The organism is Pseudomonas sp. GW821-FHT07F05 (assembly GCF_059418765.1).
Genome location: NZ_JBWKQL010000001.1, coordinates 86,232 through 108,939, shown reverse-complemented (window position 1 = coordinate 108,939; position 22,708 = coordinate 86,232). Strand labels below are relative to the sequence as shown.

General features: G+C 57.4%; 25 protein-coding genes. 14 read left to right on the top strand and 11 right to left on the bottom strand.

Features of this window, described 5'->3' with window-relative positions:
* Positions 1–140: 140 nt before the first annotated feature.
* Both AC07RO_RS00570 and AC07RO_RS00565 read left to right on the top strand, forming a co-directional pair.
* On the top strand, positions 141–1,586 hold the full coding sequence (locus AC07RO_RS00570) for a DUF6861 domain-containing protein (RefSeq protein WP_346630863.1): 1,446 nt from the start codon (positions 141–143) through the stop codon (positions 1,584–1,586).
* Positions 1,587–1,594: 8 nt separating this feature from the next.
* Positions 1,595–1,903 (top strand): hypothetical protein, encoded by a 309-nt coding sequence (locus tag AC07RO_RS00565; protein ID WP_065991887.1) that lies wholly within the window; start codon positions 1,595–1,597, stop codon positions 1,901–1,903.
* 154 nt (positions 1,904–2,057) lie between these two features.
* Here AC07RO_RS00565 and AC07RO_RS00560 read toward each other — a convergent pair whose 3' ends face one another.
* A complete protein-coding gene (locus AC07RO_RS00560) occupies positions 2,058–2,504 on the bottom strand; it encodes a phosphate-starvation-inducible protein PsiE (protein ID WP_172609665.1) in 447 nt (148 codons plus the stop codon).
* 421 nt (positions 2,505–2,925) lie between these two features.
* Between AC07RO_RS00560 and AC07RO_RS00555 the strand changes: the two genes are divergently transcribed.
* Positions 2,926–3,192, top strand: a complete 267-nt coding sequence (locus AC07RO_RS00555; protein WP_346630864.1) for a YebG family protein — start codon at positions 2,926–2,928, stop codon at positions 3,190–3,192.
* A 55-nt stretch (positions 3,193–3,247) separates the two neighbouring features.
* On the opposite strand, the gene AC07RO_RS00550 is transcribed toward AC07RO_RS00555, so the two are convergent.
* Positions 3,248–4,270: a Glu/Leu/Phe/Val dehydrogenase family protein gene (locus AC07RO_RS00550; RefSeq protein WP_463583338.1), complete on the bottom strand. Its 1,023-nt coding sequence runs from the start codon at positions 4,268–4,270 to the stop codon at positions 3,248–3,250.
* 195 nt (positions 4,271–4,465) lie between these two features.
* On the opposite strand from AC07RO_RS00550, the gene AC07RO_RS00545 reads away from it, so the two are divergent.
* On the top strand, positions 4,466–5,269 hold the full coding sequence (locus AC07RO_RS00545) for a SirB1 family protein (protein ID WP_495085041.1): 804 nt from the start codon (positions 4,466–4,468) through the stop codon (positions 5,267–5,269).
* Here AC07RO_RS00545 and AC07RO_RS00540 read toward each other — a convergent pair whose 3' ends face one another.
* The 4 genes from AC07RO_RS00540 to AC07RO_RS00525 form a co-directional block, all read right to left on the bottom strand.
* Positions 5,270–8,158, bottom strand: coding sequence for a dermonecrotic toxin domain-containing protein (locus AC07RO_RS00540; protein ID WP_495085040.1), 2,889 nt, complete (start codon positions 8,156–8,158; stop codon positions 5,270–5,272).
* Between the two features lie 1,214 nt (positions 8,159–9,372).
* On the bottom strand, positions 9,373–9,897 hold the full coding sequence (locus tag AC07RO_RS00535) for a hypothetical protein (protein ID WP_065991875.1): 525 nt from the start codon (positions 9,895–9,897) through the stop codon (positions 9,373–9,375).
* Positions 9,898–10,082: 185 nt separating this feature from the next.
* Positions 10,083–10,991, bottom strand: coding sequence for an SDR family oxidoreductase (locus AC07RO_RS00530; protein ID WP_495085039.1), 909 nt, complete (start codon positions 10,989–10,991; stop codon positions 10,083–10,085).
* A gap of 209 nt (positions 10,992–11,200) precedes the next feature.
* Entirely contained in the window at positions 11,201–11,656 is a 456-nt protein-coding gene (locus AC07RO_RS00525; RefSeq protein ID WP_346626990.1) for a flavodoxin, read from the bottom strand.
* Between the two features lie 374 nt (positions 11,657–12,030).
* On the opposite strand from AC07RO_RS00525, the gene AC07RO_RS00520 reads away from it, so the two are divergent.
* The 7 genes from AC07RO_RS00520 (at position 12,031) to AC07RO_RS00490 (ending at position 16,009) form a co-directional block, all read left to right on the top strand.
* On the top strand, positions 12,031–12,636 hold the full coding sequence (locus AC07RO_RS00520; RefSeq protein WP_192171862.1) for a hypothetical protein: 606 nt from the start codon (positions 12,031–12,033) through the stop codon (positions 12,634–12,636).
* A gap of 187 nt (positions 12,637–12,823) precedes the next feature.
* Positions 12,824–13,393, top strand: a complete 570-nt coding sequence (locus tag AC07RO_RS00515; protein ID WP_192171863.1) for an antibiotic biosynthesis monooxygenase — start codon at positions 12,824–12,826, stop codon at positions 13,391–13,393.
* 228 nt (positions 13,394–13,621) lie between these two features.
* Positions 13,622–14,332: a dihydromonapterin reductase gene (folM, locus tag AC07RO_RS00510; protein ID WP_495085331.1), complete on the top strand. Its 711-nt coding sequence runs from the start codon at positions 13,622–13,624 to the stop codon at positions 14,330–14,332.
* A 20-nt stretch (positions 14,333–14,352) separates the two neighbouring features.
* Positions 14,353–14,913, top strand: coding sequence for a GTP cyclohydrolase I FolE (gene folE / locus AC07RO_RS00505; protein WP_463583332.1), 561 nt, complete (start codon positions 14,353–14,355; stop codon positions 14,911–14,913).
* A 3-nt stretch (positions 14,914–14,916) separates the two neighbouring features.
* Positions 14,917–15,288, top strand: a complete 372-nt coding sequence (folX, locus tag AC07RO_RS00500) for a dihydroneopterin triphosphate 2'-epimerase (protein ID WP_065991860.1) — start codon at positions 14,917–14,919, stop codon at positions 15,286–15,288.
* 90 nt (positions 15,289–15,378) lie between these two features.
* Positions 15,379–15,675 carry a DUF1244 domain-containing protein gene (locus AC07RO_RS00495; RefSeq protein WP_192171866.1) on the top strand — a complete coding sequence of 99 codons (297 nt, stop codon included), beginning with the start codon at positions 15,379–15,381 and terminating at the stop codon, positions 15,673–15,675.
* On the top strand, positions 15,668–16,009 hold the full coding sequence (locus AC07RO_RS00490) for a HopJ type III effector protein (RefSeq protein WP_495085038.1): 342 nt from the start codon (positions 15,668–15,670) through the stop codon (positions 16,007–16,009). Before AC07RO_RS00495 ends, AC07RO_RS00490 begins: the two co-directional genes overlap by 8 nt.
* 84 nt (positions 16,010–16,093) lie before the next feature.
* Here the strand turns inward: AC07RO_RS00490 and trxB are convergent, their stop codons facing one another.
* Positions 16,094–17,056, bottom strand: coding sequence for a thioredoxin-disulfide reductase (gene trxB / locus AC07RO_RS00485; protein ID WP_133771976.1), 963 nt, complete (start codon positions 17,054–17,056; stop codon positions 16,094–16,096).
* Between the two features lie 385 nt (positions 17,057–17,441).
* On the opposite strand from trxB, the gene cysZ reads away from it, so the two are divergent.
* The gene (gene cysZ, locus AC07RO_RS00480) at positions 17,442–18,197 is read left to right on the top strand and encodes a sulfate transporter CysZ (RefSeq protein WP_495085037.1); all 756 of its coding nucleotides are present in this window, start codon (positions 17,442–17,444) and stop codon (positions 18,195–18,197) included.
* Positions 18,198–18,271: 74 nt separating this feature from the next.
* Here cysZ and AC07RO_RS00475 read toward each other — a convergent pair whose 3' ends face one another.
* Positions 18,272–18,904 (bottom strand): hypothetical protein, encoded by a 633-nt coding sequence (locus tag AC07RO_RS00475; RefSeq protein ID WP_495085036.1) that lies wholly within the window; start codon positions 18,902–18,904, stop codon positions 18,272–18,274.
* 368 nt (positions 18,905–19,272) lie between these two features.
* Between AC07RO_RS00475 and AC07RO_RS00470 the strand changes: the two genes are divergently transcribed.
* A complete protein-coding gene (locus AC07RO_RS00470) occupies positions 19,273–19,596 on the top strand; it encodes a hypothetical protein (RefSeq protein ID WP_495085035.1) in 324 nt (107 codons plus the stop codon).
* A gap of 39 nt (positions 19,597–19,635) precedes the next feature.
* Here AC07RO_RS00470 and AC07RO_RS00465 read toward each other — a convergent pair whose 3' ends face one another.
* Both AC07RO_RS00465 and AC07RO_RS00460 read right to left on the bottom strand, forming a co-directional pair.
* A complete protein-coding gene (locus AC07RO_RS00465) occupies positions 19,636–20,043 on the bottom strand; it encodes a flagellar protein FlhE (RefSeq protein WP_495085034.1) in 408 nt (135 codons plus the stop codon).
* Between the two features lie 181 nt (positions 20,044–20,224).
* Positions 20,225–20,368 carry a hypothetical protein gene (locus AC07RO_RS00460; RefSeq protein ID WP_495085033.1) on the bottom strand — a complete coding sequence of 48 codons (144 nt, stop codon included), beginning with the start codon at positions 20,366–20,368 and terminating at the stop codon, positions 20,225–20,227.
* On the opposite strand from AC07RO_RS00460, the gene AC07RO_RS00455 reads away from it, so the two are divergent.
* Positions 20,367–21,533, top strand: coding sequence for a glycosyltransferase family 4 protein (locus AC07RO_RS00455; RefSeq protein ID WP_495085032.1), 1,167 nt, complete (start codon positions 20,367–20,369; stop codon positions 21,531–21,533). The two genes, AC07RO_RS00460 and AC07RO_RS00455, sit on opposite strands and share 2 nt — an antisense overlap.
* A 29-nt stretch (positions 21,534–21,562) precedes the next feature.
* Here AC07RO_RS00455 and AC07RO_RS00450 read toward each other — a convergent pair whose 3' ends face one another.
* Positions 21,563–22,666, bottom strand: coding sequence for an NADH:flavin oxidoreductase (locus AC07RO_RS00450; protein WP_495085031.1), 1,104 nt, complete (start codon positions 22,664–22,666; stop codon positions 21,563–21,565).
* Between the last annotated feature and the right edge of the window lie 42 nt (positions 22,667–22,708).

The following is a 22,708-nucleotide window of genomic DNA, read 5'->3' as shown; positions in this document are numbered from 1 at the left end:
CGTAGCGCTAATGGCGAAGGATAGAATCCACTCTCAGTTGTTTTCTTGCGGCTGTAGTCCTAAATTAGCGGCATGCCGTGGTCCTGTCGGACCACCATCTGGGCGTAAATGCCGCCCAACAATGGAGACCTAACCGCTAAATGGATTTTTTCGCTAATTTACCTAGCTGGGGCGACATCGAGCGAAACCTCGACCAAAAATTCAGTGAGCTGAATCAGGGCGTTGATGACGGCTGGAACGGCTTCACCCGCCGCATCAGTAACGGCGCAACTCAAGCCTACAGATACGTGGGTGGGCATAAGATCGATAATGTTCGCCACGCGCTGGACTTATCCTCCCCAATCATGCAGATGAACATTCGGCGCAAATGGGCGTCGATCAATATTGAGGAAATTCTGCCGGAGTTGATTAAGCTGTTGCAGGAAGTTGTGATGATCGTGGGCGGCAGCGTAATGATGGGAGCTGCGATGGGTGGCGCAGCCGGCTCACTTGCTTTAGGTGCTGGAGCCTTGCCCGGCGCGGCAATCGGCGCAAGTGTAGGGTTGCAGGTCGGAAACTTGATCATGGCAGCGCTTGGGTTATATGCAATCGCTGGTTATTTCTCGGCAGGTATCGGGCCATGCCTATCGACGATATACGAAGGGCTATGCACTGCGTGGCAAGCTGAAGACGGCTTGAAAGATCCAGGCCTTGACCCCACTGGCGGTTCCGCTGCGATGATCCAAGACCGCATAGAGCGCGCAGCTCGGCTGCTGGCCCAAGGGCAAGAGCAATTGGTCTTGCTATTACTGATGGCTATTGTCACTTATCTCACTCGAGGGCAGATGAGAGCGGGGGTATCCAACAGTTTGGAAAGTATCGCGACGAGGAGTGCCAAGCTACGAGCAGATATTTCCAGCAAACCAATCGTTGAATGGCTCACAAAAAATGAAGAGAACCTTTTGGGACATCCTGAATTACAGATCAGGGGGGTCACTTCAGTCGAGCAGCTGGTGCGGGAAAGTAAGATGCGTGACTTTTACGCCAAGCAAGACCCAGAGTTCGTGTCAGTCGAGCATAAACGAAACTCTGTGAAGACACTTGAGCCAAAGGGCTTAAGTAACCAGCAGGTCCGTGATTATCTGCAAAGCGTTGACGGACAAAAATATATCGCTAAAATCGCAAAGGCAGACCCTGAGTTACCATTTCCAGATATCTTGGAAAGAGCCATCAGTCATGTAGCTTCAGGAAGTACCGTACCGGTCACCACCAACATTACAACACCACTTGTGAAAATCGTACCTGTGACACAAGAAGGCGTCTCTGCCTTCTCACCATTCTTCACCACAATGGAAGAATTGCAAGCGGCGGCTAAATCCGATAAAACTCTAGCGGATGCACTCGGCTTACCGGTTACGAGTGAAAATGCTAGATATCACGTGTTTGAAATTACGCCACTCCAGCCCACCGAAGTTTTCAAGAGCACGGTTGCACCGACAGTGGAATTCGGCGGGAGAATCACCAGAACAGGCGGGGCGGCACAATATTTAGTGCCTAATCGGCAAGAATGGTCCGCAGCAAAGCTCATTGGCGAAATCGACAATTAGGAATCAGTATGGACATACTAGCGCTGAAACAGACCGCAATCGAGTTACGCAAGCAATTAGAACGGTATAAAGAAAAGGAACCGGCAGCACTCGCTTTGTATGAGCATATGGAGCCTTTAATATCGGCCGCCGAGCGAGGTGAGATTAATACCCAGGTCGAAGCACGAGACATACCAGGCCATCGAATTATGGATGAATCAAACCTCCGAAAATATCGTGATCTCTCTGGAGCGTATAGCAATTTTTATATAGAACTTATCGAAGGCCGTGACATGCTCAAAATGGTAGAAGAAATTGCTAAAAAGGCAAGAATGTAAAAGAGCTATATCCGGGCAATCGTGGACCGATACGAACGCTGCGGAAACGTACCGCGACTTCTCGGCGTTGGCCGCTAACCGCATGCACGCCAAACGCCAAGAATTAGTCGGACAAGTGTGGAATGAGCCCTAAACGACAAGGACTCACCCATCCCTACTCCACTTTTTCCTGCACCGACGGATACCTCGACGAGGAGTACCTGACGACCAGAATCGAGAACGCCAGCAACAGCACGCCGCCACAGACGTAGATAATCCCCAGATCCGGCGCCTTGTGGTGCGACACGTCACTGATCAGCAAACGGATCAAAGCGGTCACCCCGATGTACAGCAAGAAGCGCAGGGGCATGTGGTTGGTCTTGAAATAAATCCCGACCATCGCGCCCAATTCGAGGTAGATGAACAACAGCAAAATATCATCCACGGCGATGTATTCCTGCCCGAGCATGCCGATGAAGGCTTTAATCGCGGCGTAAGCGGTCACCGCGCCAATGCCGAACAGCGCCAGATAGTGAAACGCTTCAACGGCCAAATTGCCCAGGCTGTTGGCGCCGCCATGCAGCTTGGCCCGCATCCGATCTGCCCATTTCACACCACCCATCCCTCACCTCCCCTGACCCAACCAAAACTGTTCATAACGAGCGCTGCGATTCAGCGCAGCGGTGGATCTGTCGACGCAGGCCTAAGGCCGCATTGATGTTCACGATGTACTTCCTTGAGTGACCCGGACCGGATAATGCTCCCCGCGCATGACGGTTTGCTCGTGCGCGGGATGTCCGAGGGCAAGCATTAATAGGGCCATCGGCCAAGGTTGAGAACGTGACCAGATGTCGCAAGGCCGCGCATGGCGAAAAAAGTGAGCGCGCACCCCCTACCCAAGCTGCGGCGATTCACCTATGCTGCGCACTGTATAAATAAACAGTAAAAAGACGGAGTACGCTGTCTTTGCATCATCCGTCGGCCGAAGCGTTGAGCGCCCGGGCTGATCCCTTACACCTCTGGAAATGACGACGAGGCCAACAATGGCTGTTGAAACCCTTTACCGCAGTACCCGTGATTTGGAGACTACGTTCGTGGACCGCAAACTCGCCGATGCCCATGATCAGATGCTGGAACTGGCCGAACTGCTCACCGATGTGTTGATGAAGAACGTCGCCGGCCTCTCCGAAAAACACGCGGAAGACGCCAGCATTTTCATGGCAAAAAACCGCGCCGTCTTCGCTGCCGCGTTCAAGAGCAATGCCCTGGCCCTCAACGAGCTGGCACCCGCGGCGGAGCCGGCAGAGTAATCAGGCCGGCGACTTCAGCTTCAGAAAGTTGAATGCAGGTTTGCACGAAAGCGATTCAGTCCATGTCCAGCAGCCGCTCTGCCAGCTCATCTGCGACTCGCGCGGGTGAGCGCTTTTCAGCTTGCGCATGGGCGAACACTTCGGTCAGCCGCGTGCCGATCTGGGACAGATGCGCAGTGATGGTCCCCGGGCTTTGCCCCTGATGATGCAGCGCGACATAGATCAAACCGCCGGAATTGATCACGTAATCCGGGGCATACAGAATGCCGCGCGCTTCCAGTTGGTCGGCGATTGCCGCACAGCTGAGCTGGTTATTGGCGCCGCCCGCCACTGCAGCGCAACGCAACTTGGTCACACTGTGGCTGTTGAGCACGCCGCCCAATCCGCACGGCGCAAGAATGTCGCAAGGCGTACTGAGGAGTGCTTCGCTGGCAATCGGCTTGGCGCCCAATTGCTCCATGGCGAGCTGCACCTTGCCGCTGTCCAGATCAGCTACCAACAACTCGGCGCCCGCGGCATGCAGCTGTTCGGCGAGCGCGTAACCCACATGCCCCAAGCCCTGAATCGCCACGCGCAAACCTTCCAGATTATCGCTGCCCAGTCTTGCCATGGCCGTGGTCCGAATCCCGGCGTACAACCCTAGCGCGATGTGCGCAGACGGATCGCCGACTGCCGTGGTGCTGGTGACGTGCGGGGTGAATTGGGCAATGCAGTCCATGTCCTCCCTGGAAGTGCCGCTGTCCATGGCCGTGACGTAACGGCCGTCGAGGGTCTGCACGAATCGCCCGAACGCCTCGAATAAGGTAGCTCGATCAGGCACATGGGCCGGACGCATGATCACCGCCGTTCCCCCACCCAATGACAACCCGGCAAGCACGGCTTTGTAACTCATGTTCCTTGCCAGCTGAATGGCATCCTCGATGGCGCTCTCTTCGTTTGGATAGGAGAGGTAGCGACAGCCCCCCATCGCCGGGCCTTTGCGGCTGCTGTGGATCGCAATCACCGCCTTCAGGCCGGTGAGGGGTTCAACCATCATGTGCAGTGATTGCACGCGTGAGCTTTGCATGAGAGCGAACATGGGCACTGCTCCCCTTTTTCGTACTGGCGAGTATAGGCGCTGGTTGAAAAAAAGAAGGCCGACCCGTGGGGATCCGGACGACGGACTGCCATTCAACGTGCCCGATGAATCAATGCTGGACGAAGGCGGCAGCCAGGGATAAAACAGAGCCATCCGTTAACTCTTCTCAGCCGTCTTATCCTGCCGGAGAAGTCGATGAATCCGCGCCAGCAATGCATTGCCTGTCTTGGACGCAATCCGCCGTCCACGTTCGAAGCCGCTGCGTGGATCTCCACGGAGCACGACGGCCAGGTTGATTTCCAGATTATCCGCGACCAGCTCACCGCGCTGGAACGTAGTGTCAGCGCAGCCCTTCCTTTATTGCCGGCTGCGGAGCTTGCCCAGCCATTGCTGCGGCAACTGGCGACGCTGGGATTTCAGCAGGACGATGCTGCCCAGCCCAAACCCCAGGCTGCCCTGATTCACAAAGTGCTTGAACGTCGTCGCGGTCAACCGCTGGGGCTGGCGTTGATTGCGCTGGAAATAGCCAAACGGCTGGAAATCCCGCTCGAGGGTGTTAACTTCCCCGGTCACTTTCTGCTGCGTGTGCCCGGTGCCGACCATACGCTGGACCCTTGTGGCGGGCGCAGGCTTTATCCTAAAGACTGCCGGGAATTGTTACTGCGCCAGTTCGGCGCAGACATGCAGCTCAAGGCCGAGCACATGAAAACCGCAACGCCAGCGGCAATGCTGCAGCGGCTGTCGCGAAACCTGCGGTACCTGCATCAGCTAAACGACGACTTGCTCGCCGCACTCAAGGACGCGACTCGTGTGATGGAGCTGGGCCAGGCCAACACCAGCGATTACCTCGCTCGTGCCACCCTGTACCAGCATCTGGAGTGCCCGCAGGCCGAGCGTTTCGACCTGGAGCATGCGTTGATGTTGAGCGAGGACCCGGTCCAACGGGTGCGGCTCACTCAACGGTTGGTTCAGCTGCCCGGAATGGGCGCGCTGCACTGATTATCGGAACCGCGGCACACTGCCCGACGATGGTTTTGCCGCCTTGCCCAAGCGCTTCAGTTTCTCGGCCTTGCGGATCTTGCGGACCTGTTTGGCCGTTTTGAACGCTCCGAATGCAGCCTTCATGAAGTAGCCCCTGGCGCGCGCACGGTCGCCATCCTGATACGCACGGATTCCGCGGAAGAGATCAACGCCAGCGTGAATCGCCGTCCAGACCAGCTTCGTCATCGGGTTCAAGCCAGCCAGCTGGCCGCCGTATTTACGGACGAAGGTATACGTATTGAGCAACCTTCGCTCATTGACACTCTCGGTCTGGGTGTCGATATCCACGATCAAGTGCTGCACCGCAATCCCATGCAAGCCCTGTAGTGTCACCGGCGCCGACTGAGAAACCTTATAGGGCTTGCCGTCGACGACGGGCGACATCTCAAGCTTTTGCATCAACGTTCCGATGATGCGCTGAGCGCCGTAATAGACCTGATCATAGTAATAACGGCTCATGCCGGGGCGGGACACAGAGCGAACAACGTCATCCTCCTGGCGGAACAAATAGCCATCGGGCGCACCCGGTGTGTAGACCAGCGTTCCCAGGCGAGCGTTGGCTTCATCCGGCTTGAAAACGTAGATATTGGCAAAGGATTTGTACGCCATGATCAGCAGATGAAGTGTCCCCGGCGCCTGAATGTTGTTCCCGACGATACTGCTGTCGAGACCCGTGACCATCCGCACAAGCCAGTTGTACTGATCAGCGTCAAGCCGGCCTGCGGCGTACTCAATCAACGCGTCACGCCGCAGTTCACAGTGGGTTTTGCGCGCGAACAAGGCGCGCACTCTGGCCGGCGGGGAATTGGTGAGGTCCCACGTGTGCTGGCGCAGTTTTTTGATGTACTCATCGGCATAGTTGGAACTGCGGATCATCTCGTCTACGAAGTCACCCGAGAGCGCGGAGACATCCTGGCCAATCGACGAATACACGGCGGCATCGGGATCAAAGTCGTATTCCTCTTCCGAGTACCCGACCATGAACAGGTCCGTCAGGCATCTGAGCGTGGTGTAGCGACCAAAATCCGGTTCACTCTCGCCAGCGTTGTCCTCGACGTCGAAAAACACAGTGTCCGGGTCGATACGTCCCGGCACCCCGGACGCCTTGAGATGCCTGTCGATCAAACGCTCGCATTCGCGGCGGGCAGCTTCGCGCCAAGGCGTGATTCCGAACTCATCGTAGGCTTTGTTCAATGCTGCAACCCGATGGGCCAGCACCACCTGCGCCATCCGGTGTTGCTCGGTGACGTGCTGCAGCCGCCCACTGGAGACAATCTGATTGCGGGCCAGCATTTGCTCGACCTTGTAATGGCTCAAGCTCGACAGCGCGTCGTTGAAAGAGGCGGCGTTGACGGCGACTAACTGGACGCTGTCGCTAGACCACTGCGAAGGCTTCAGCCGGATGCTTTCGATGTACGGCACGACGTGCTGGTCTGGATTGACGACGGTCTGATCGAGCAGGTACTGCGCACCGCGCGCGTTACCCGTCCAACTGCCGACTTCAAGGGACAGCTTGCGCCAGGTGTCGAAGTCGAATATCTCGCGACCATTTGGCTGACCCGGTGCGTACAGCACATAAAACTCGTCATCTCCGTTGATCTCACTGATGACGACCACATCTTCCAATCGCCGATTGCCGCCTTTGAGGTAAAGGGCGCCAACCTTTATCGAAGGGCTGCCGGCAAGGTTCGACTGCACTTGCTCGATCAAGGCGAGACCACGATCCGAAATATGCCCTTGCAGTTTCGCTGCCCAGGCACTCAACGCGATGTTGCTGGCGCGCAACGCGCTCATGGCATCCAAGGTGCTTTGGTCGCGGTACCGACGTTCTACTTCGCTCCCGTAACGCTGCTTCAAATTGAGCTCTCGCACCAATCGGCACACGAAATCGAAATTCAGGCGTAAGTGAGAGTAAGCGGGATCGACCTCGATACTCGGGCCCAGATTGAGGTCTGTGTCTGGCATACCGTCGAGTGCGAATCCCAAGAGAGTGTTGGTGTAAACAGTCTTCAGCGGCGCGTCGGCGAACTGCATTTCATCGGGCAGATGGATCGTCACTGTGGACGGGTCAAGGGTGTAACCCAGACGCTCGATCAAATAGGCCGCGATTTCTTCCCGCGCGAAGACTTCGGGTGTCTCGATGCCAGCCAACTGGGTATGCATTCGCGCTTCACAAACCGACTGCTCCTCTGCGAGCGCGTCGTAGCGCTGACGATCTGTCGGCGCGGCGAACCGCAGCCATTCCGGCAGACGCCGCTCATGCACGAATGCCAGCAGGTCCAGATAGCGAACATTCAGGGCCTGCTCCAGATCGTCCAGACGGCTCACGTCGTCGAACATCTGCAACAGGGCATCCGGGTCGCCACTGCTCAACGGCGCCTGGGCACGCAAGTAGTCGAAGTCTTTCAGCTGTTTTTCGCGAAGGCTGGCGACGTAGCGGGCCGCCGGTTTTTCTTTCATCAGCGAATAGTCGAGGTGCACAGCAACCGCCGAATGGTCGGCAAGCAGAATTTGATGTTCGAGCGAGAGATAACCCAGCAGCAGATCGCGTGAGTCGTTCTGAATCAGGCGCTGCTTGAACTCAGCTTCCATCGCGTCGAGCGTTGCGAACTCCTCCACCCCGCCATAGGGACTGAACAGATAGACGGCGGCATCAGGGCCATCGGAAACCAGCGGCATGACATCGACGTCTTTGGCAGTCGCTACGTAGACCCCGATCAATGGCAGCACTGCGCCGTCCGATGTGCGCAATGACAGCGCATAACGGCCCTTGCAGTCGGGGGAATCGACAACGCTCAGCAGGCGGTTCTTTTCTTGAGTGTCGAGCTCTCGGGTGCCGACGGTCAAAGCGATGGCGTGGCTAAGCACCCACGACTGCAAAGTCTCGAAGACTTCACCGCGTGTGCCACGGACGGCGTCCTCACAGGGGATTCGGGTGAAAGTTTGCTCGTCCACAGCCCAGTAATGATCGAGAGTGAACTTGAAAAAGCCGGGCAGCCCTTTCAGCAGATCAGGCAACATGTCTCTGATTGCGCCGATGTCCAGGCCTGGCAGTCCATATGCAGCGTGAGCGGAGTCTCTTCGCGTCGACAACACCGCTTGTTGATGATCAAGGTGAGCGGTGTCTCCGATGAATGCACGCAACAGAGTCTCGGTCAGCGAGAGCGGTGCCGGATCGGATCCTCCAGGATTGTTTCTGTGAATGAACACCGCGTCAGGGTTGGGAAATCGTGTCACGCGACCCAGTGCTTGCGTCAGCATCTGCCTGGCGGCCAGACGTACGGTCGGGGCTTCGCGCAAATGCGCAATCAGCAACGCAGACAGCTCGCCTTCGTTATTGGCGTGATCGAGCAGCGAACCCGCTTTCTGATGGGATGATTTTTGAAAAAGTGATCAGACATCTCTACAGCTCCAAGATGACCGCCCGCGCCACAAAGGCATCCAGCCAAAGTGTGAAATACGTGGGCAATCCGAAAGAGCTGTCATCTAAACCGCTGAGTCGCAGATCGATGGGATAACTATTGATAGCGATGGGCGAGACCAGCCGACCCATGAAGCAGGAAAAAAGAGCGTTTCCTGCGACCCCGTTGCGAGGTCCTACTGTTGCTGTGGCTGTAAAACTGCTTGTCACAAAGCACGCTGTTTCGGTTTCAACAAACCCCTTAACCTTCGCGCCCTCTGAGCAGCCCACTGGCCCTTGAATGGCTTGAGGATGCGCTCGACCGTCGTCACCGACGTTGTGTTTTGAAGCTCCTGGATTCAACGTCTTATTTGGCCGCTGCGATTGCAGCGGCTTTTTTTTGCTTTGGACTCAGGACACTTTCCGGATGCCTTTCATGCTTGCGATGGTCCATCCTTCCGCTCAAAAACAAAGCTCAGAAAGATCCCACAGCGTTTCTAGCGACATTCCTACGCAATGTTCTGTTTAAACATTCCGACTGGTACTCGATAACGTACAAAGTCCTGCGCCAACCCGTTACTCAGGAAGTTTCGTTGTCCCCATGTAACAGCTGAAGGCCAGGGGCACATCGGTTGTGCCCCCGGCTCCGCACTCATATACCTCAGGCGCGAATATTCACCAATGAGCGCTCGCGAGGACGCTTTGCATGTTCCTCCAACGCCATCAGCACAGAAACCGCAGTGTTCAAATCCACCACGGCGCCTTTTGCCATTTCATTGCCTTGCTTGATAGCGCCCTGCAGTCGAACGAAGTGGTCGGTAAAAAATTCATACGCATTGACCTCCTTGTCAATATTGATTTCTTTTCCCAGCGCATCGAACTCGACATTGATGCCGCCCATAGTGCCAATCAGGTCTCCATCAATAATTCCTTGCTCAGCCAGTAGAGCGCCGATGTCCCTCAGTTGCCTGTTACTGGTCTTACGAGGATCAAATCCAGCCAGGTTGATGTTCAAGCCCTCCAGCTTTTTAACATCAGGAATGCTCTTGTCCGCCCAGTACTGACGCACCTTCTGCTTTACCGCCTCCTCTTGAGGATTAAGGCCGGAGCGCACGTTAAATTGCTTGTCCGGGACAGCGCTGTAGACCCTCAGCCGCTCCTGCACCTTACTCAGATTGCCAATCATAAAACCTCCTGAAAATCGGTTGATCCTCAGGCATGTCGGGCGACTCGGGGCGGGGTTTAGGCTGAAAAAGTGAAGACGGAATCATTGCCTCATTCAGAGACCGTTCCTACATCGCGGCAAATAACCTTCCTACAAAAACGGCCAGTTCGATCGCCCGAACTGGCCGCTTATTGATCAAAGACCGATCAGGCAAACTTCTGCAGATTGGCCATCATTTCCTTGAGCGCTTCGACGTTGTCAGCCGGATGCACCGCATCGCTGAAGTCACTGATTGTTTGCCACTGCGCCGCGACGTCTTCCGGTGAAAAGCCTGCATGTGGGTCGAAGCCGGCGCCCAGGCTGCGCTCCCAGCGGACTTTGCCGATCCAGCCGCCGCCCACTTCATACAGGCCGGCGCTGTCGTGGCACTTCTCGCTGCCCAGGTACACCACCAGTGGGCTGACCAACTCTGGCTTGAGCAGATCGAACACACTGGCGGGGATCAAGCCTTCGGTCATGCGCGTGCCACCGGTGGGCGCGATGGCGTTGACCAGGATATTGTTTTTGCGCCCTTCGACCGCGAGCGTGCGCGTCAGCCCGTACAGGCCGAGCTTGGCCATGCCGTAGTTGGCCTGACCGAAGTTGCCGTAAATGCCGGAAGTGGACGAGGTGAAAATGATGCGGCCGTAATTCTGGTCCCGCAGGTGGGGCCAGGCCGCGCGGGTGACTTTGTAGGCCCCTTCAACATGCACGCGGTAAACCAGATCCCAGTCGGCATCTTCCATTTTGGCGAAGCTTTTGTCGCGCAAGATGCCGGCGTTGTTAACCACAACGTCGACGCGGCCGAAGGCATCGAGGGCGTTCTGGACGATCTTGTCGCCGTCGGTGACCGAATCATGATTGGCAACCGCCTCGCCGCCCGCTTCACGGATTTCCGCGACCACTCGATCCGCCGCTGAAGCATTGGCACCTTCGCCATGGGCCGAACCGCCGAGGTCGTTGACGATCACGCGCGCGCCATGTTGCGCGAACAGCAGCGCGTGAGCTCGCCCCAATCCGCCGCCCGCACCGGTGACGATTACCACTTTGTCTTCAAAACGTACGGACTCACTCATGCTGCTCTCCCAGTGATGATGCCGACTTTGCCACCGCTGTCCTTAACTAATCAGGCGTCACCAGCGGCAATAGCGGGCGAAACAGTCATCGAGTGTCAACGACTCGCTGCCGGGTCACAATCAACACAATACCCGCTGAATGGTGATCAATAATGCTGGGGGATGGCTGGTCATGCCTTGATCGGGACGGGTCGCAGTCAGCGCGCCACTCAGCTATTCAACTGCCCGATGAACGCTGCCAGCCAGGGCTCGGCGTCGCTTTCCGGCGTCACGGTTTCGCTGGCATCCAGTCGCAGCATTTCCTGCACCTCGCGGATCCCAAGCTCGCCAAACAGCTCGCGCATCAACTCGCCGCCCGCACAAAACGTGTCGCCGTAACTCGCATCGCCCAAGGCGATCACGCCACCGGGCAGCCCACGCCATGCAGCAGGCAGCACGTCGCGGATTTGGTGGTAGAGCGGCTGAAGGTTGTCCGGCAGCTCGCCCATCCCCGTGGTCGAGGTCACTGCCAGCAGAGCCTGCGGCCCAAAGGTTTGCAAATCGGCCAGGGTGGCGCGTGGGTTGAACAGCACCTCGTGCCCTGCATCCTTGATGATCTGTTGGGCGTGGCGGGCGACCTCTTCAGCCGAGCCATATACCGAGCCCGCAATAATCGCGACTTTCATGGGTTAATCCTGTGACCGGTAAAAATTGTGCGGCATTATGCCTCAGCGCGGCGGCATGTCTTGAACTGCCGACCTTGCGAAGCCAGACGGCAAGCCCAGCGATCAGCGCACCGTTGATCCAAATGACTTTCAACGTTGCTGGAAATTTCCTGTCCTATCTGTGCTTCTGTACTACCTTCAAATTGGCACTCCAGTTCATAAGACCCACTGGTCATACGCCCGACGGGAAGGAGTCGAGTTAAATGCCGAACGGGCGCAAGCTCGGCTGGAGAATGAAATCCTGAAGGGGTAACATCTTGCAGCTGACGAACGGTCGCAACCTAAACGCGAACCATCTGTCTGCTCTCTCAATAACCGGTTAATCGAGCTTGACCATGCAGCGCGACAACATCCTCACGCCTGATGAACTGGAGTTTATCCAGAACATGCAGCACAACCCCACGCTGAATGTGCGCGACAAATCCAGCAGTCTGGTGGTTAACGGCGGTGTGCAGATTCAGGATCTGCTGACTCGCCTCGCCGCTCATGAGCAAGTCACGATTCAGGCTCAATTCGATAATCAGCAAATGACCTTCCCACTGCATCTGGTGGAGGACGAATTTCATGCGCTGCATCTGGAGCTAGGTGCGCCGAGCATCTTTGAAGAAGGCCCGCGCATTCGCCCATGGCGCCTGATACTGCCCGAGCCGATGCCTCTGGAAACGCAAAGGGGCTCGCCCACCGCGCTTTGGGTGCATGAGGTTTCCTTCAAAGGCATCCTGCTGGAAATGCGCAAACAGACCAAGCCGCCAAAATCTTTCGCTGCCTGGTTCAGTCCGGAGGGCTATGTGCCTATCGCGCTGCGCGGCACTTTCGAACGCTTGACCCAGCATGGTCTGGCCGCGTATCGATTGAGCCAGAACAGCAAGAAAGACACCGAGCGCCTGCGTCAGTACATTCTTCAGGAACACCGCAAGATTCACCCCTCGATGCACCTCTAGGATTGCCTGATCCGGCGACCCTTCGCGACAGCTCTCCCCTTCCGACAAACACCTCTGGCTTTATCGCAGGTTTCAGGAATAATCCTTGCTTGCTTTTTCCAGTGAAGCTGACGCATCGCCACCACCCCGGCGCCGCGTCATGTGATTTCCCTACCCGGGAACCTCACTTGTTTATCGGAGATACACAATGTCTACCTCACCCGTCACGCTGATGGTTGCCCGTCGCGTCGCCCATGGCCGCTATCAGGAACTGATTGCCTGGCTGCATGAAGGCGAACAACTCGCTACAGACTTCCCCGGCTATCTAGGGTCAGGCGTGCTCGCTCCGCCACCCGGGGATGATGAATTCCAGATTATTTTCCGCTTCGCCGATGAAGCCACCATGCACGCCTGGGAGCATTCTGCCTCCCGACGCTCCTGGCTGGTGCGCGGCAGTGGTCTGTTTGCCAAAAATTCCGTGCACCGGGTGAGCGGCATCGACGGCTGGTTTGGCGCCGTGGGTCAGCGCCCGCCGCGCTGGAAGCAGGCCGTTGCCATCTGGCTGGCATTCTTTCCGGTGTCGCTGATCTTCAACTTCGCGCTGGGGCCGCTGCTCGGTCAGCTGGAGCTGTTCCCGCGCATCATGATCAGCACCTTGATCCTCACGCCATTGATGGTGTTCTGGTTCATCCCGCTGTCGACCCATCTGTTGGCGGGATGGCTGCACAGCAACACGCCTGCACCGGTCGGCTCGACCGAGCCCGCCTCCACGCGCTAGCGTCCGGCGAAGGGCGCTGATCAGGGTCGCTCACACCCACCCGCGATGAAATGTCACAGCGGAGCGCCTATCAAAAACATGTACATTTTTCCGTGCTTGTACAAGTATCGACCGTTGGGGTAACTTTGCCCGACGGTCGTTTTCGATGGCGCAATGCGAGCACCCACTGTTCGTCATTCAGCACCGATTCGCCAGACCTCCCTCCCCGTTGATGAATGCGTGAAGACCATGGCCCGCTTCCCCGCCCCTGTATTGATCACCGGTGCCAGCCAGCGTGTCGGCCTGTATTGCGCCGAGCGTCTGTTGGCGGAAGGCCAGCCTGTGATTATCACTTACCGCAGCGAGCGGCCGGGCGTGCAGCATTTAAAGGCGCTGGGCGCTGTGGTGCTTCAAGCTGATTTTTCTTCGGAGACGAGCATCCTGGATTTCGTCGCCCGACTCCGGGAGCAGACCGACAGCCTGAGGGCTATCGTGCACAACGCGTCAGACTGGCTGGCCGAGACGCCAGGGGACGAAGCGGGTGTGTTCATGCAAATGTTCAGTGTGCACATGCTGGCGCCCTACCTCATCAATCTGCACTGCGCCGAGTTGTTGCGGCGCTCGGAGCCGGCCGACATTATTCACATCAGCGACGACGTCACGCGCAGGGGCAGCAGCAAGCACATCGCTTACAGCGCCAGCAAGGCGGGGATGGAAAACCTGACCCTGTCTTTCGCAGCCCGCTATGCGCCCCACATCAAGGTCAACGGCATCGCCCCGGCCATGCTGATGTTTCAACCCGACGACGACGCGGCATACCGTGCACGCACACTGGAAAAATCGGCGCTGGGGATCGAACCCGGCGCCGAGGTGATTTACCAGAGCCTGCGCTATCTGCTGGATAACTCCTACGTCACCGGCACCACTCTGACCGTAAACGGCGGACGGCACGTCAAGTAAGCCGCCCCGAGGAACCATTGATGACCCTGTCACTGCCACAGCATTACCGTGAAATCCTCGTCGGCCTGGGTGAAGATCCTGAACGCGAAGGCCTGCTGGATACGCCCAAGCGCGCCGCCAAGGCAATGCAATACCTGTGTCATGGCTACGAGCAGACGCTGGAAGAGATCGTCAACGGCGCGCTGTTTGCGTCCGAGAGCGACGAGATGGTGATCGTCAAGGACATCGAGCTGTACTCGCTGTGCGAGCATCACCTGCTGCCTTTCATCGGCAAGGCTCACGTGGCTTACATTCCTACCGGAAAAGTCCTGGGCCTGTCGAAGATAGCGCGCATCGTCGACATGTACGCGCGGCGGCTGCAGATTCAGGAAAACCTGACGCGGCAGATCGCCGATGCGATTCGGGACGTGACCAAGGCCGCAGGCGTGGCCGTGGTGATCGAGGCTCAACACATGTGCATGATGATGCGCGGCGTTGAAAAGCAGAACTCGACCATGAACACCTCGGTGATGCTCGGCGCCTTCCGCGAATCGACCACGACCCGCATGGAATTTCTGCAATTGATCGGACGGAGCAAGTAGTCCATGGCAAGACTCGAACCCGGTACCGCACGCATCAGGGTCAAAGACCTGTGCCTGCGTACGTTTATCGGCATCAACGAAGCCGAAATCCTCAACAAGCAGGACGTGCTGATCAACCTGACGATCCTGTACGCGGCACAGGAAGCGGTGCGCGATAACGACATCGATCACGCGCTGAACTACCGGACCATCACCAAGGCGATCATTCAGCACGTGGAAAGCAACCGCTTTGCCCTGCTCGAGCGCCTGACGCAGGAAGTGCTCGACTTGGTGATGACCCATGAAGCGGTGCAATACGCCGAAGTCGAAGTCGACAAACCCCACGCGCTGCGTTTCGCCGAATCGGTGTCGATCACCCTGGCGGCGGCACGCTGATACACTGGGCTTGCCGTTGCAGACGCACGCTTGCCCGGCCTGGCTGCCACTCTTATCATCCGCCCATCTTTAATATCGACAGAGCACACCATGACCGAGCAACAACGTCTTGAACTCGAAGCCGCCGCTTTCCGCCGTCTGGTTGCACACCTGGACAGCCGCAAGGACGTGCAGAACATCGACCTGATGAACCTCGCCGGTTTCTGTCGCAACTGTCTGTCCAAGTGGTACAAGGCCGAGGCCGACGAGAAGCACATCGACATCACCCTCGATGACGCCCGCGAAGTGGTTTACGGCATGCCGTACAGCGAGTGGAAATCCACGTACCAGAAAGAAGCCAGCGCCGAGCAGCAAGCCGCGTTTGCCAAGGAACCCAAGCATGACTGACCTGAGCGCCCTGCGCGCCAGCCTCGCCAGCGGCAATCATCTGTTCGCCGACACGCTGGCCTTCATCGCCGCGCACTACGACTATCAACCTCAAGCGTTCAGGAATGGCCCGGTGGAAAACGCCGCTGGCCAGAACGAAGGTTCGTGCAAGACCCTCGGCCTGGCGCTGCTGGAAGGCCTGAGCGACGAAGAAGCGCTGCTGGCTTTTGGCGAGCACTACCGCTCAGTGCTGGAGACGCCGGAAGGCTCTGACCACGGCAACATCCGGGCGCTGATCGCGAACGGTTTGGCGGGCGTTAAGTTTTCCGCCGAGCCGCTCATGCCCAAGGCCTGAGTGGGCGCTTGAGTCATTGAGCGAAGTTGACGGACATAAAAAAACCGGCTCAGTGAGCCGGTTTTTTTGCAGCTGGAGATCAGGTCAGAACGAAACGTTCGCCAGACCATCCAGGTAGCGCTCGACGTCGAGTGCAGCCATGCAGCCAGCGCCAGCCGAGGTGATGGCCTGACGGTACACGTGATCCGCCACGTCGCCGGCGGCGAAAACACCGTCAACACTAGTGGCCGTCGCATTACCTTCGCGACCGCCTTGAACGACCATGTAACCGTCTTTCAACGCCAACTGACCGTCAAACAGGCTGGTATTCGGCGTGTGGCCGATGGCGATGAAAACGCCGTCGACGGTCACTTCGGAATAGCTGCCGTCGTTGTTCTTCAAGCGCGCACCGGTCACGCCCATGTTGTCGCCCAGGACTTCGTCCAGGGTCGCGTTGAGTTTGAGCTCGATCTTGCCCTCAGCGACGCGTGCATGCAGCTTGTCGATCAGGATCTTCTCGGCGCGGAAGGTATCGCGGCGGTGAACCAGGGTGACCTTGCTGGCGATGTTGGCCAGATACAGCGCTTCCTCGACAGCCGTGTTGCCACCGCCGATCACTGCGACCGGCTTGTTGCGATAGAAGAAACCGTCGCAGGTCGCGCAGGCCGAAACACCCTTGCCCATGAACGCTTCTTCGGACGGCAGACCCAAGTAACGGGCGCTGGCGCCAGTGGCGATGATCAGCGCGTCGCAGGTGTAAGTAGCGTTGTCGCCTTTCAGGCTGAACGGCTTGCCCGCCAGATCCACTGCATTGATGTGATCAAACACAATCTCGGTCTCGAAACGCTCGGCGTGTTCACGCATACGCTCCATCAATGCAGGGCCGGTCAGGCCATGGGGGTCGCCCGGCCAGTTGTCGACTTCGGTGGTGGTGGTCAATTGACCACCCGCCTGCATCCCGGTGATCAGCAACGGCTTGAGGTTGGCGCGCGCGGCATAGACTGCCGCGCTGTAACCGGCAGGGCCGGAGCCGAGAATAATCACTCGCGAATGACGTACATCAGACATGACACACTCCTATTGACCGGCCATCGTTACGCGTGGTCGGAGTCACTGGGTCTGAACCGGCGTACCGGTTGAGAGGATTGGGGCTGACGAGGCCTACGCCGCAAGGGTGGCGCCCGCCGATCCTGAGAACGTGAAGCTGCCACGTGGGGCACAGCAACGGTGAAAGTTGCCCGCAAGCTTATCGGGGCGGAGAAGATTAAGGAAATATCGTTTCACAATCCAGCTCATAGGCCCGCGCTATGTGCATCTTCCGCTTCGCGATCGCAGTCCTGCATAGACTTCACCGCTGCACGATTGTTTCAGAGAGTGTCGCCCCTGCTGCTGCGCTTCCGCCCCTTCAGCAAAGCCGGTATGGTCGGCGCGATATCACTGCCTGGAGGCACACATGCCTGCACCCGCCCTGTCCGGCCCGCAATACCTGCGCGAAGGCCTGAAACTGGTCCTGAGCCCCGGTCTTCGCCTGTTCGTCCTGCTGCCGCTGGCGATCAATCTGGTGCTGTTCAGCGCCATGATCTACTTCGCCAGCCACGAATTCAGGCTGTGGGTCGACTCCTTCATGCCGACCCTGCCCAGTTGGCTCGGCTTTCTCAATTACATTCTATGGCCCCTGTTCGTGGCGCTTGTCGCCCTGATGGTGTTCTTCACCTTCACCATGATCGCCAACATCATCGCCGCGCCGTTCAATGGCTTTCTCGCCGAGAAGGTGGAAGTGGTCCTGCGCGGGACGGACGATTTTCCTGCGTTCAGTTGGGGAGAGCTGGTGGAAATGGTCCCGCGCACCCTGAGCCGGGAAATGCGCAAACTGGGCTACTTTCTCCCTCGTGCCATCGGCCTGTTCATCCTTTCGTGGATCCCTGTGGTAAACCTCGTCGCTGCGCCACTCTGGCTGATGTTCGGCGTCTGGATGATGGCTATCCAGTACATCGACTACCCCGCCGACAACCACAAAATGAGCTGGCAAGACATGCTCGCCTGGCTGCGCGCCAAGCGTTGGCAGAGCATGAGCTTCGGCGGGATCGTGTATCTGGTGCTGCTGATACCGGTGGTCAATATTTTGATGATGCCGGCGGCAGTGGCGGGAGCGACGTTGTTCTGGGTGAGGGAGCGTGGGGCGGAGACGCTGGCAGAGCGGATTCGCTGATACAAAGAAAAGGCCTCGATTGAGGCCTTTTTTATGTGCGCAGGTTCTATCAGTGTAGCCACTCGCTCATCTGGCTAAAGGCCACGGCTGGAAAAATACAGTCTGATAGCTTCAATCATGAAAACGATAGTTATCACAACTACCCAGCACATTAAGCCCAGCATTGCCCATACACCTTCGCCGAAGGTAGAACCACACTTGCAGTTCCCCTCGGCGTCACGGTTCAGCTGGTTAATGAACGACTGCACTCTGAGCATGATCAGGAACTGTGCGACCGTCGAAATGACGGATAACCCTAACGGGATAAGTCCAAGGCCTGCCGAAGCGACGCCTTTGGAGCTTGTTGCGATGTTGTGGACGAACACGACAAGTGACGGGGCGAGTGCCAGAAGAATCATACCTGCCGCAAGCGTGCCCCAATAAGGCATCCCCACCTGCCCTTTCTCCTTCAGCAAAGCGTCAACCTTGCCAAACATGGACGGCACATAAATCAGTCCAAAAATGGCACGGGGAACCGGCCATACCGGTTTCGCCGAATACGCTTTGTACCGCGACCAGTTTTTGTAATACCAGTACAGCCCGTACAGCCCGCAGGTGATAAACATCATCACCGTCAGCTTGATCAGCGATACGGTATAAAACGGCGGGCCGCTCGCGGGCAGCGCCTTCAAGTCGGCAGCGGGTGGCGTATTGAATTGCTCGGACACAGCGTTTCCTCCAGAAGTTGAGGCGACGCATGCTAAAGGCGGAAACACTCTTTTTATCAACCACGGGAAAATCAGGACGATTCCTACAACAGTATTCACAACGTCCCACAGCCTCCTTGTTTAACCATGGACATGCCCACTCCGGGCGAGCATTTGCCGATCTATGTTGGCAGCGTGCCATCACTCAAGGAGGTCTCATGCATCTGAGCACAGAAACTGCGATACATCCCGGACTAGTACATATCCCATCATCCGCACCTACCGGTTCAACCCAGCGCGCTGGTAGTTCGTTTGCAAACGTGCTCGGCTCTGCGAGATCAACTGCCCCTGCGTTAAGTGAATCCGCTCGACTCACGGAACGGACCGAGATGCGTAAGCATTGGCTAGAGCAGGCTAGAGCCAGTCCAGAAAGGGGCGAGGAGATAACACATGGCTATGCGTTTAACTACCTCGCTCACGCGCTGTTGGATTTATCTGACAGGCCGAATATCCGTTACTCAGGAACCGGAGAATTAGTGACTCCGAAAACCGAAGCTTACTTCGCTCGAATCAGTAGAAACATGCAAGATCAGTGTGCGAATATTTACCGGCAAGAAATGCGAAAATCCACCCCTGCGGATCAAATTTTGGAGAAGATTTTCGAATTTCACGATTCGATGCCAAAAGACTTCAGAGACATGCTGGGAATGTGAAGTGACCGCACTCGCCAACCGAGCGAGTGCGGTTAGGCTTTACCAGTTGATCGCAAGAGTCCCCAGCAGGCCAGCAACCGGAACCGTTCCTGGATGAGATAACTTCATCTCATAATAAAAGGGTTTAAAGCGAGTAAATTTGTTCGTCGACCCAACCCGTTGGCGGGAAACGTCGATGCACGTCGCAGGCCCTTGGCACAGATAAACTTGAAGTCCACGAGGCCAACCATGCACATTCCAGTTCCAGCTGACCGACTTAATTAAGTTGTCAGTTTGCAGCCCATTACTTGGCAAGTGAGCAGTGTATACGTAGTTTTTAGAATGCAGCGTGGGCAGCCTCACCGAGGAGTTTGAACTGCCTGCGACAGCTTGAGCCGACAACACAGTTGCCGCAAATGCAAAGCTTGCAGCAACAGCGATACCGCTCAACCGTTTAGAGTTTTTCATATTAATATTTCCTGAAATAAAGGGACGAATATCGGACTTAAGCGTCGGCTCCGATAAGCGCTTATCGATTAACAACTCAATAGATATGAGAAGCTCGATCCCCTGACGTTATTCAGGACGAGGGCGTAGTCAACACCAAAACTTGTAATAAAGAGCAACTAGGAAATATCCTACTCCCCTATCAGACTAATAATTCATGCGTACGAATATCGCTTGGCATTACTTTCCAAACTTCTACTTCGTCCTTCTCGGCATTCTTAGCCGTCACAAATCCATCACTCAACCGCCACACAAGCGCAATGACCCGCTCAGAAACTGATCTCATGAGCAAATCCCTGCGTATTACCCTGATCACCGAAACGTATGCACCGGAAATAAACGGCGTGGCCAATACGCTCAGCCGTTTGTGCGACGGGCTGCGCCTGCGGGGGCATCGGGTTGAGGTGATTCGGCCGCGGCAGACCGACGATGAATTGCGCGCGGCCGGGGAAGATTTGATGCTGTGCCGTGGCTGGCCGATTCCGGGCTATCCCGGGTTGCAGTGGGGGCAGTCGTCGATGCACAAACTGCTGCGCCGCTGGCAGCGCAATCGCCCGGATGTGCTGTACATCGCGACAGAAGGGCCCCTTGGTCTTTCGGCGCTGCGTGCAGCGCGGCGGCTGGGGATTGCCATCGTCAGCGGGTTTCATACCAACTTTCAGCACTACACGCGGCAGTACGGGCTGAGTTTCATCACGCGCCTGCTGACGACCTACCTGCGCTGGTTTCACAACCGCTCCAACGCCACCCTGGTGCCCAGCTTCACGCAAAAAACCGAACTCGAACGCCGAGGCTTCGAGCGGTTGGAGTTGCTGTCCCGGGGCGTTGATTGCCAGTTGTTTCACCCGTCGAAACGTTCGAGTGCGCTGCGTGAAAGTTGGGGCCTTGAACCGGGCGATACGGCCGTCCTGCATGTCGGGCGGCTGGCCGCGGAGAAAAACCTGGGCCTGCTAAAGACCACCTTTGATGGTCTGGTCAGCACCTATCCCGAGAAGAACCTGCGGCTGGTGATTGTCGGTGATGGACCGGTCAGGCCGACGCTGCAGCGTCAGCTCCCGGACGCCATCTTCTGCGGCACCCAGCGAGGGGATTCGCTGGCAGCGCACTATGCGTCGAGTGACTTGTTTCTGTTCCCGAGCCTGACTGAAACTTTCGGCAACGTGGTGCTGGAGGCGTTGGCGTCAGGGCTGGGGGTAGTCGCCTATGACGAAGCGGCAGCGGCCCAACATATTCGCCACGGCCATAACGGCGCGGTGGCGATGCCGGGGGATGAGGAAGGTTTCATTGATGCCGCGCGATGGATGCTGGAGGATGACGAAACGTTGCGCCGGGTCAGGCTGAACGCCCGGCAGCACGCCAGTCGTCAGGGATGGGCCGGGATTATCGACTCATTCGAGAGCTATTTGCGTGCGGCGTGCGAGACGCAGCATGGGATTGTTTTAGGCGCATAACCCGCCAACAAGAACGGGCCACTGGACTTTCACTCCAGCCGGGTCAGCGCTTCACGGCTGAATGGCAAAATGTCGTGCTCGCGGCCTTCCTTCACTTTCAATGCCCAGTCCGGGTCGACGAGCAGCGCACGGCCAACTGCGACCAGATCGAACTCCTCGTCACCCAGACGCTTGAGCAGGTTTTCCAGGCTCGCGGGCTGGGCGACCTTGTCGGTGTTGACCATGAACTGCAAGAACTCCGCGTCAAGTCCGACGCTGCCCACCGTGATGGTCGGTTTCCCGGTGAGCTTGCGCGTCCAGCCGGCCAGGTTCAGGTCGGAACCTTCGAATTCAGGCTCCCAGAAACGCCGCGTCGAACAGTGGAAAATGTCCACGCCCGCGTCAGATAGCGGCTTGAGGAATGCGTCGAGTTCTTCCACCGTCTGCACCAGCCGTGCGCTGTAGTCCTGCTGCTTCCACTGCGAGTAACGGAAGATGATCGGGTAATCCGGGCCCACGGCGGCTCGCACGGCCTGGATCAGTTCGATGGCGAAACGTGAGCGGTGAGTGAGGTCGCCGCCGTATTCGTCGGTGCGCTGATTAGTGCCTTCCCAGAAGAACTGATCAACCAGATAGCCATGGGCGCCGTGGATCTCGACGCCGTCCATGCCGATGGCCTTGGCGTCCTTCGCCGCCTGGGCAAACGCTGCGATGACCTCGTCAATGTCTTGCTTGCTCATGCCATGAACGACAACGTTACCGTCCTTGAGCTTCTCGGTCGGGCCATAGGCCGGCACCGTGCCATCCGGCTCAGTACCCAGACGACGCACGGCGCCGACGTGCCAGAGTTGTGGCACGATCTTGCCGCCTTCTTCGTGAACCGCTTCCACCACCTTGCGCCAGCCTTCCAGTGCCGCTTCGCCAAAGAACTGCGGCACGTTGGGGTAGCCATTCGAGGCCTTGTGCCCGACGGTGGTGCCTTCGGTAATGATCAAGCCAACGCCAGCAGACGCACGACGACGGTAGTACTCGATGACTTTGGAGTTGGGTACGCCGCCCGGTGAAAACGAGCGGGTCATCGGCGCCATGACGATGCGCGTCGGCAACTCGAGGCTGCCCAAGTGGAAGGGTTTGAACAAGGCTTGAACAGGCATGCAGGCGTCCTCGGCATTCTGGAAATATGATGAAGGTCATAC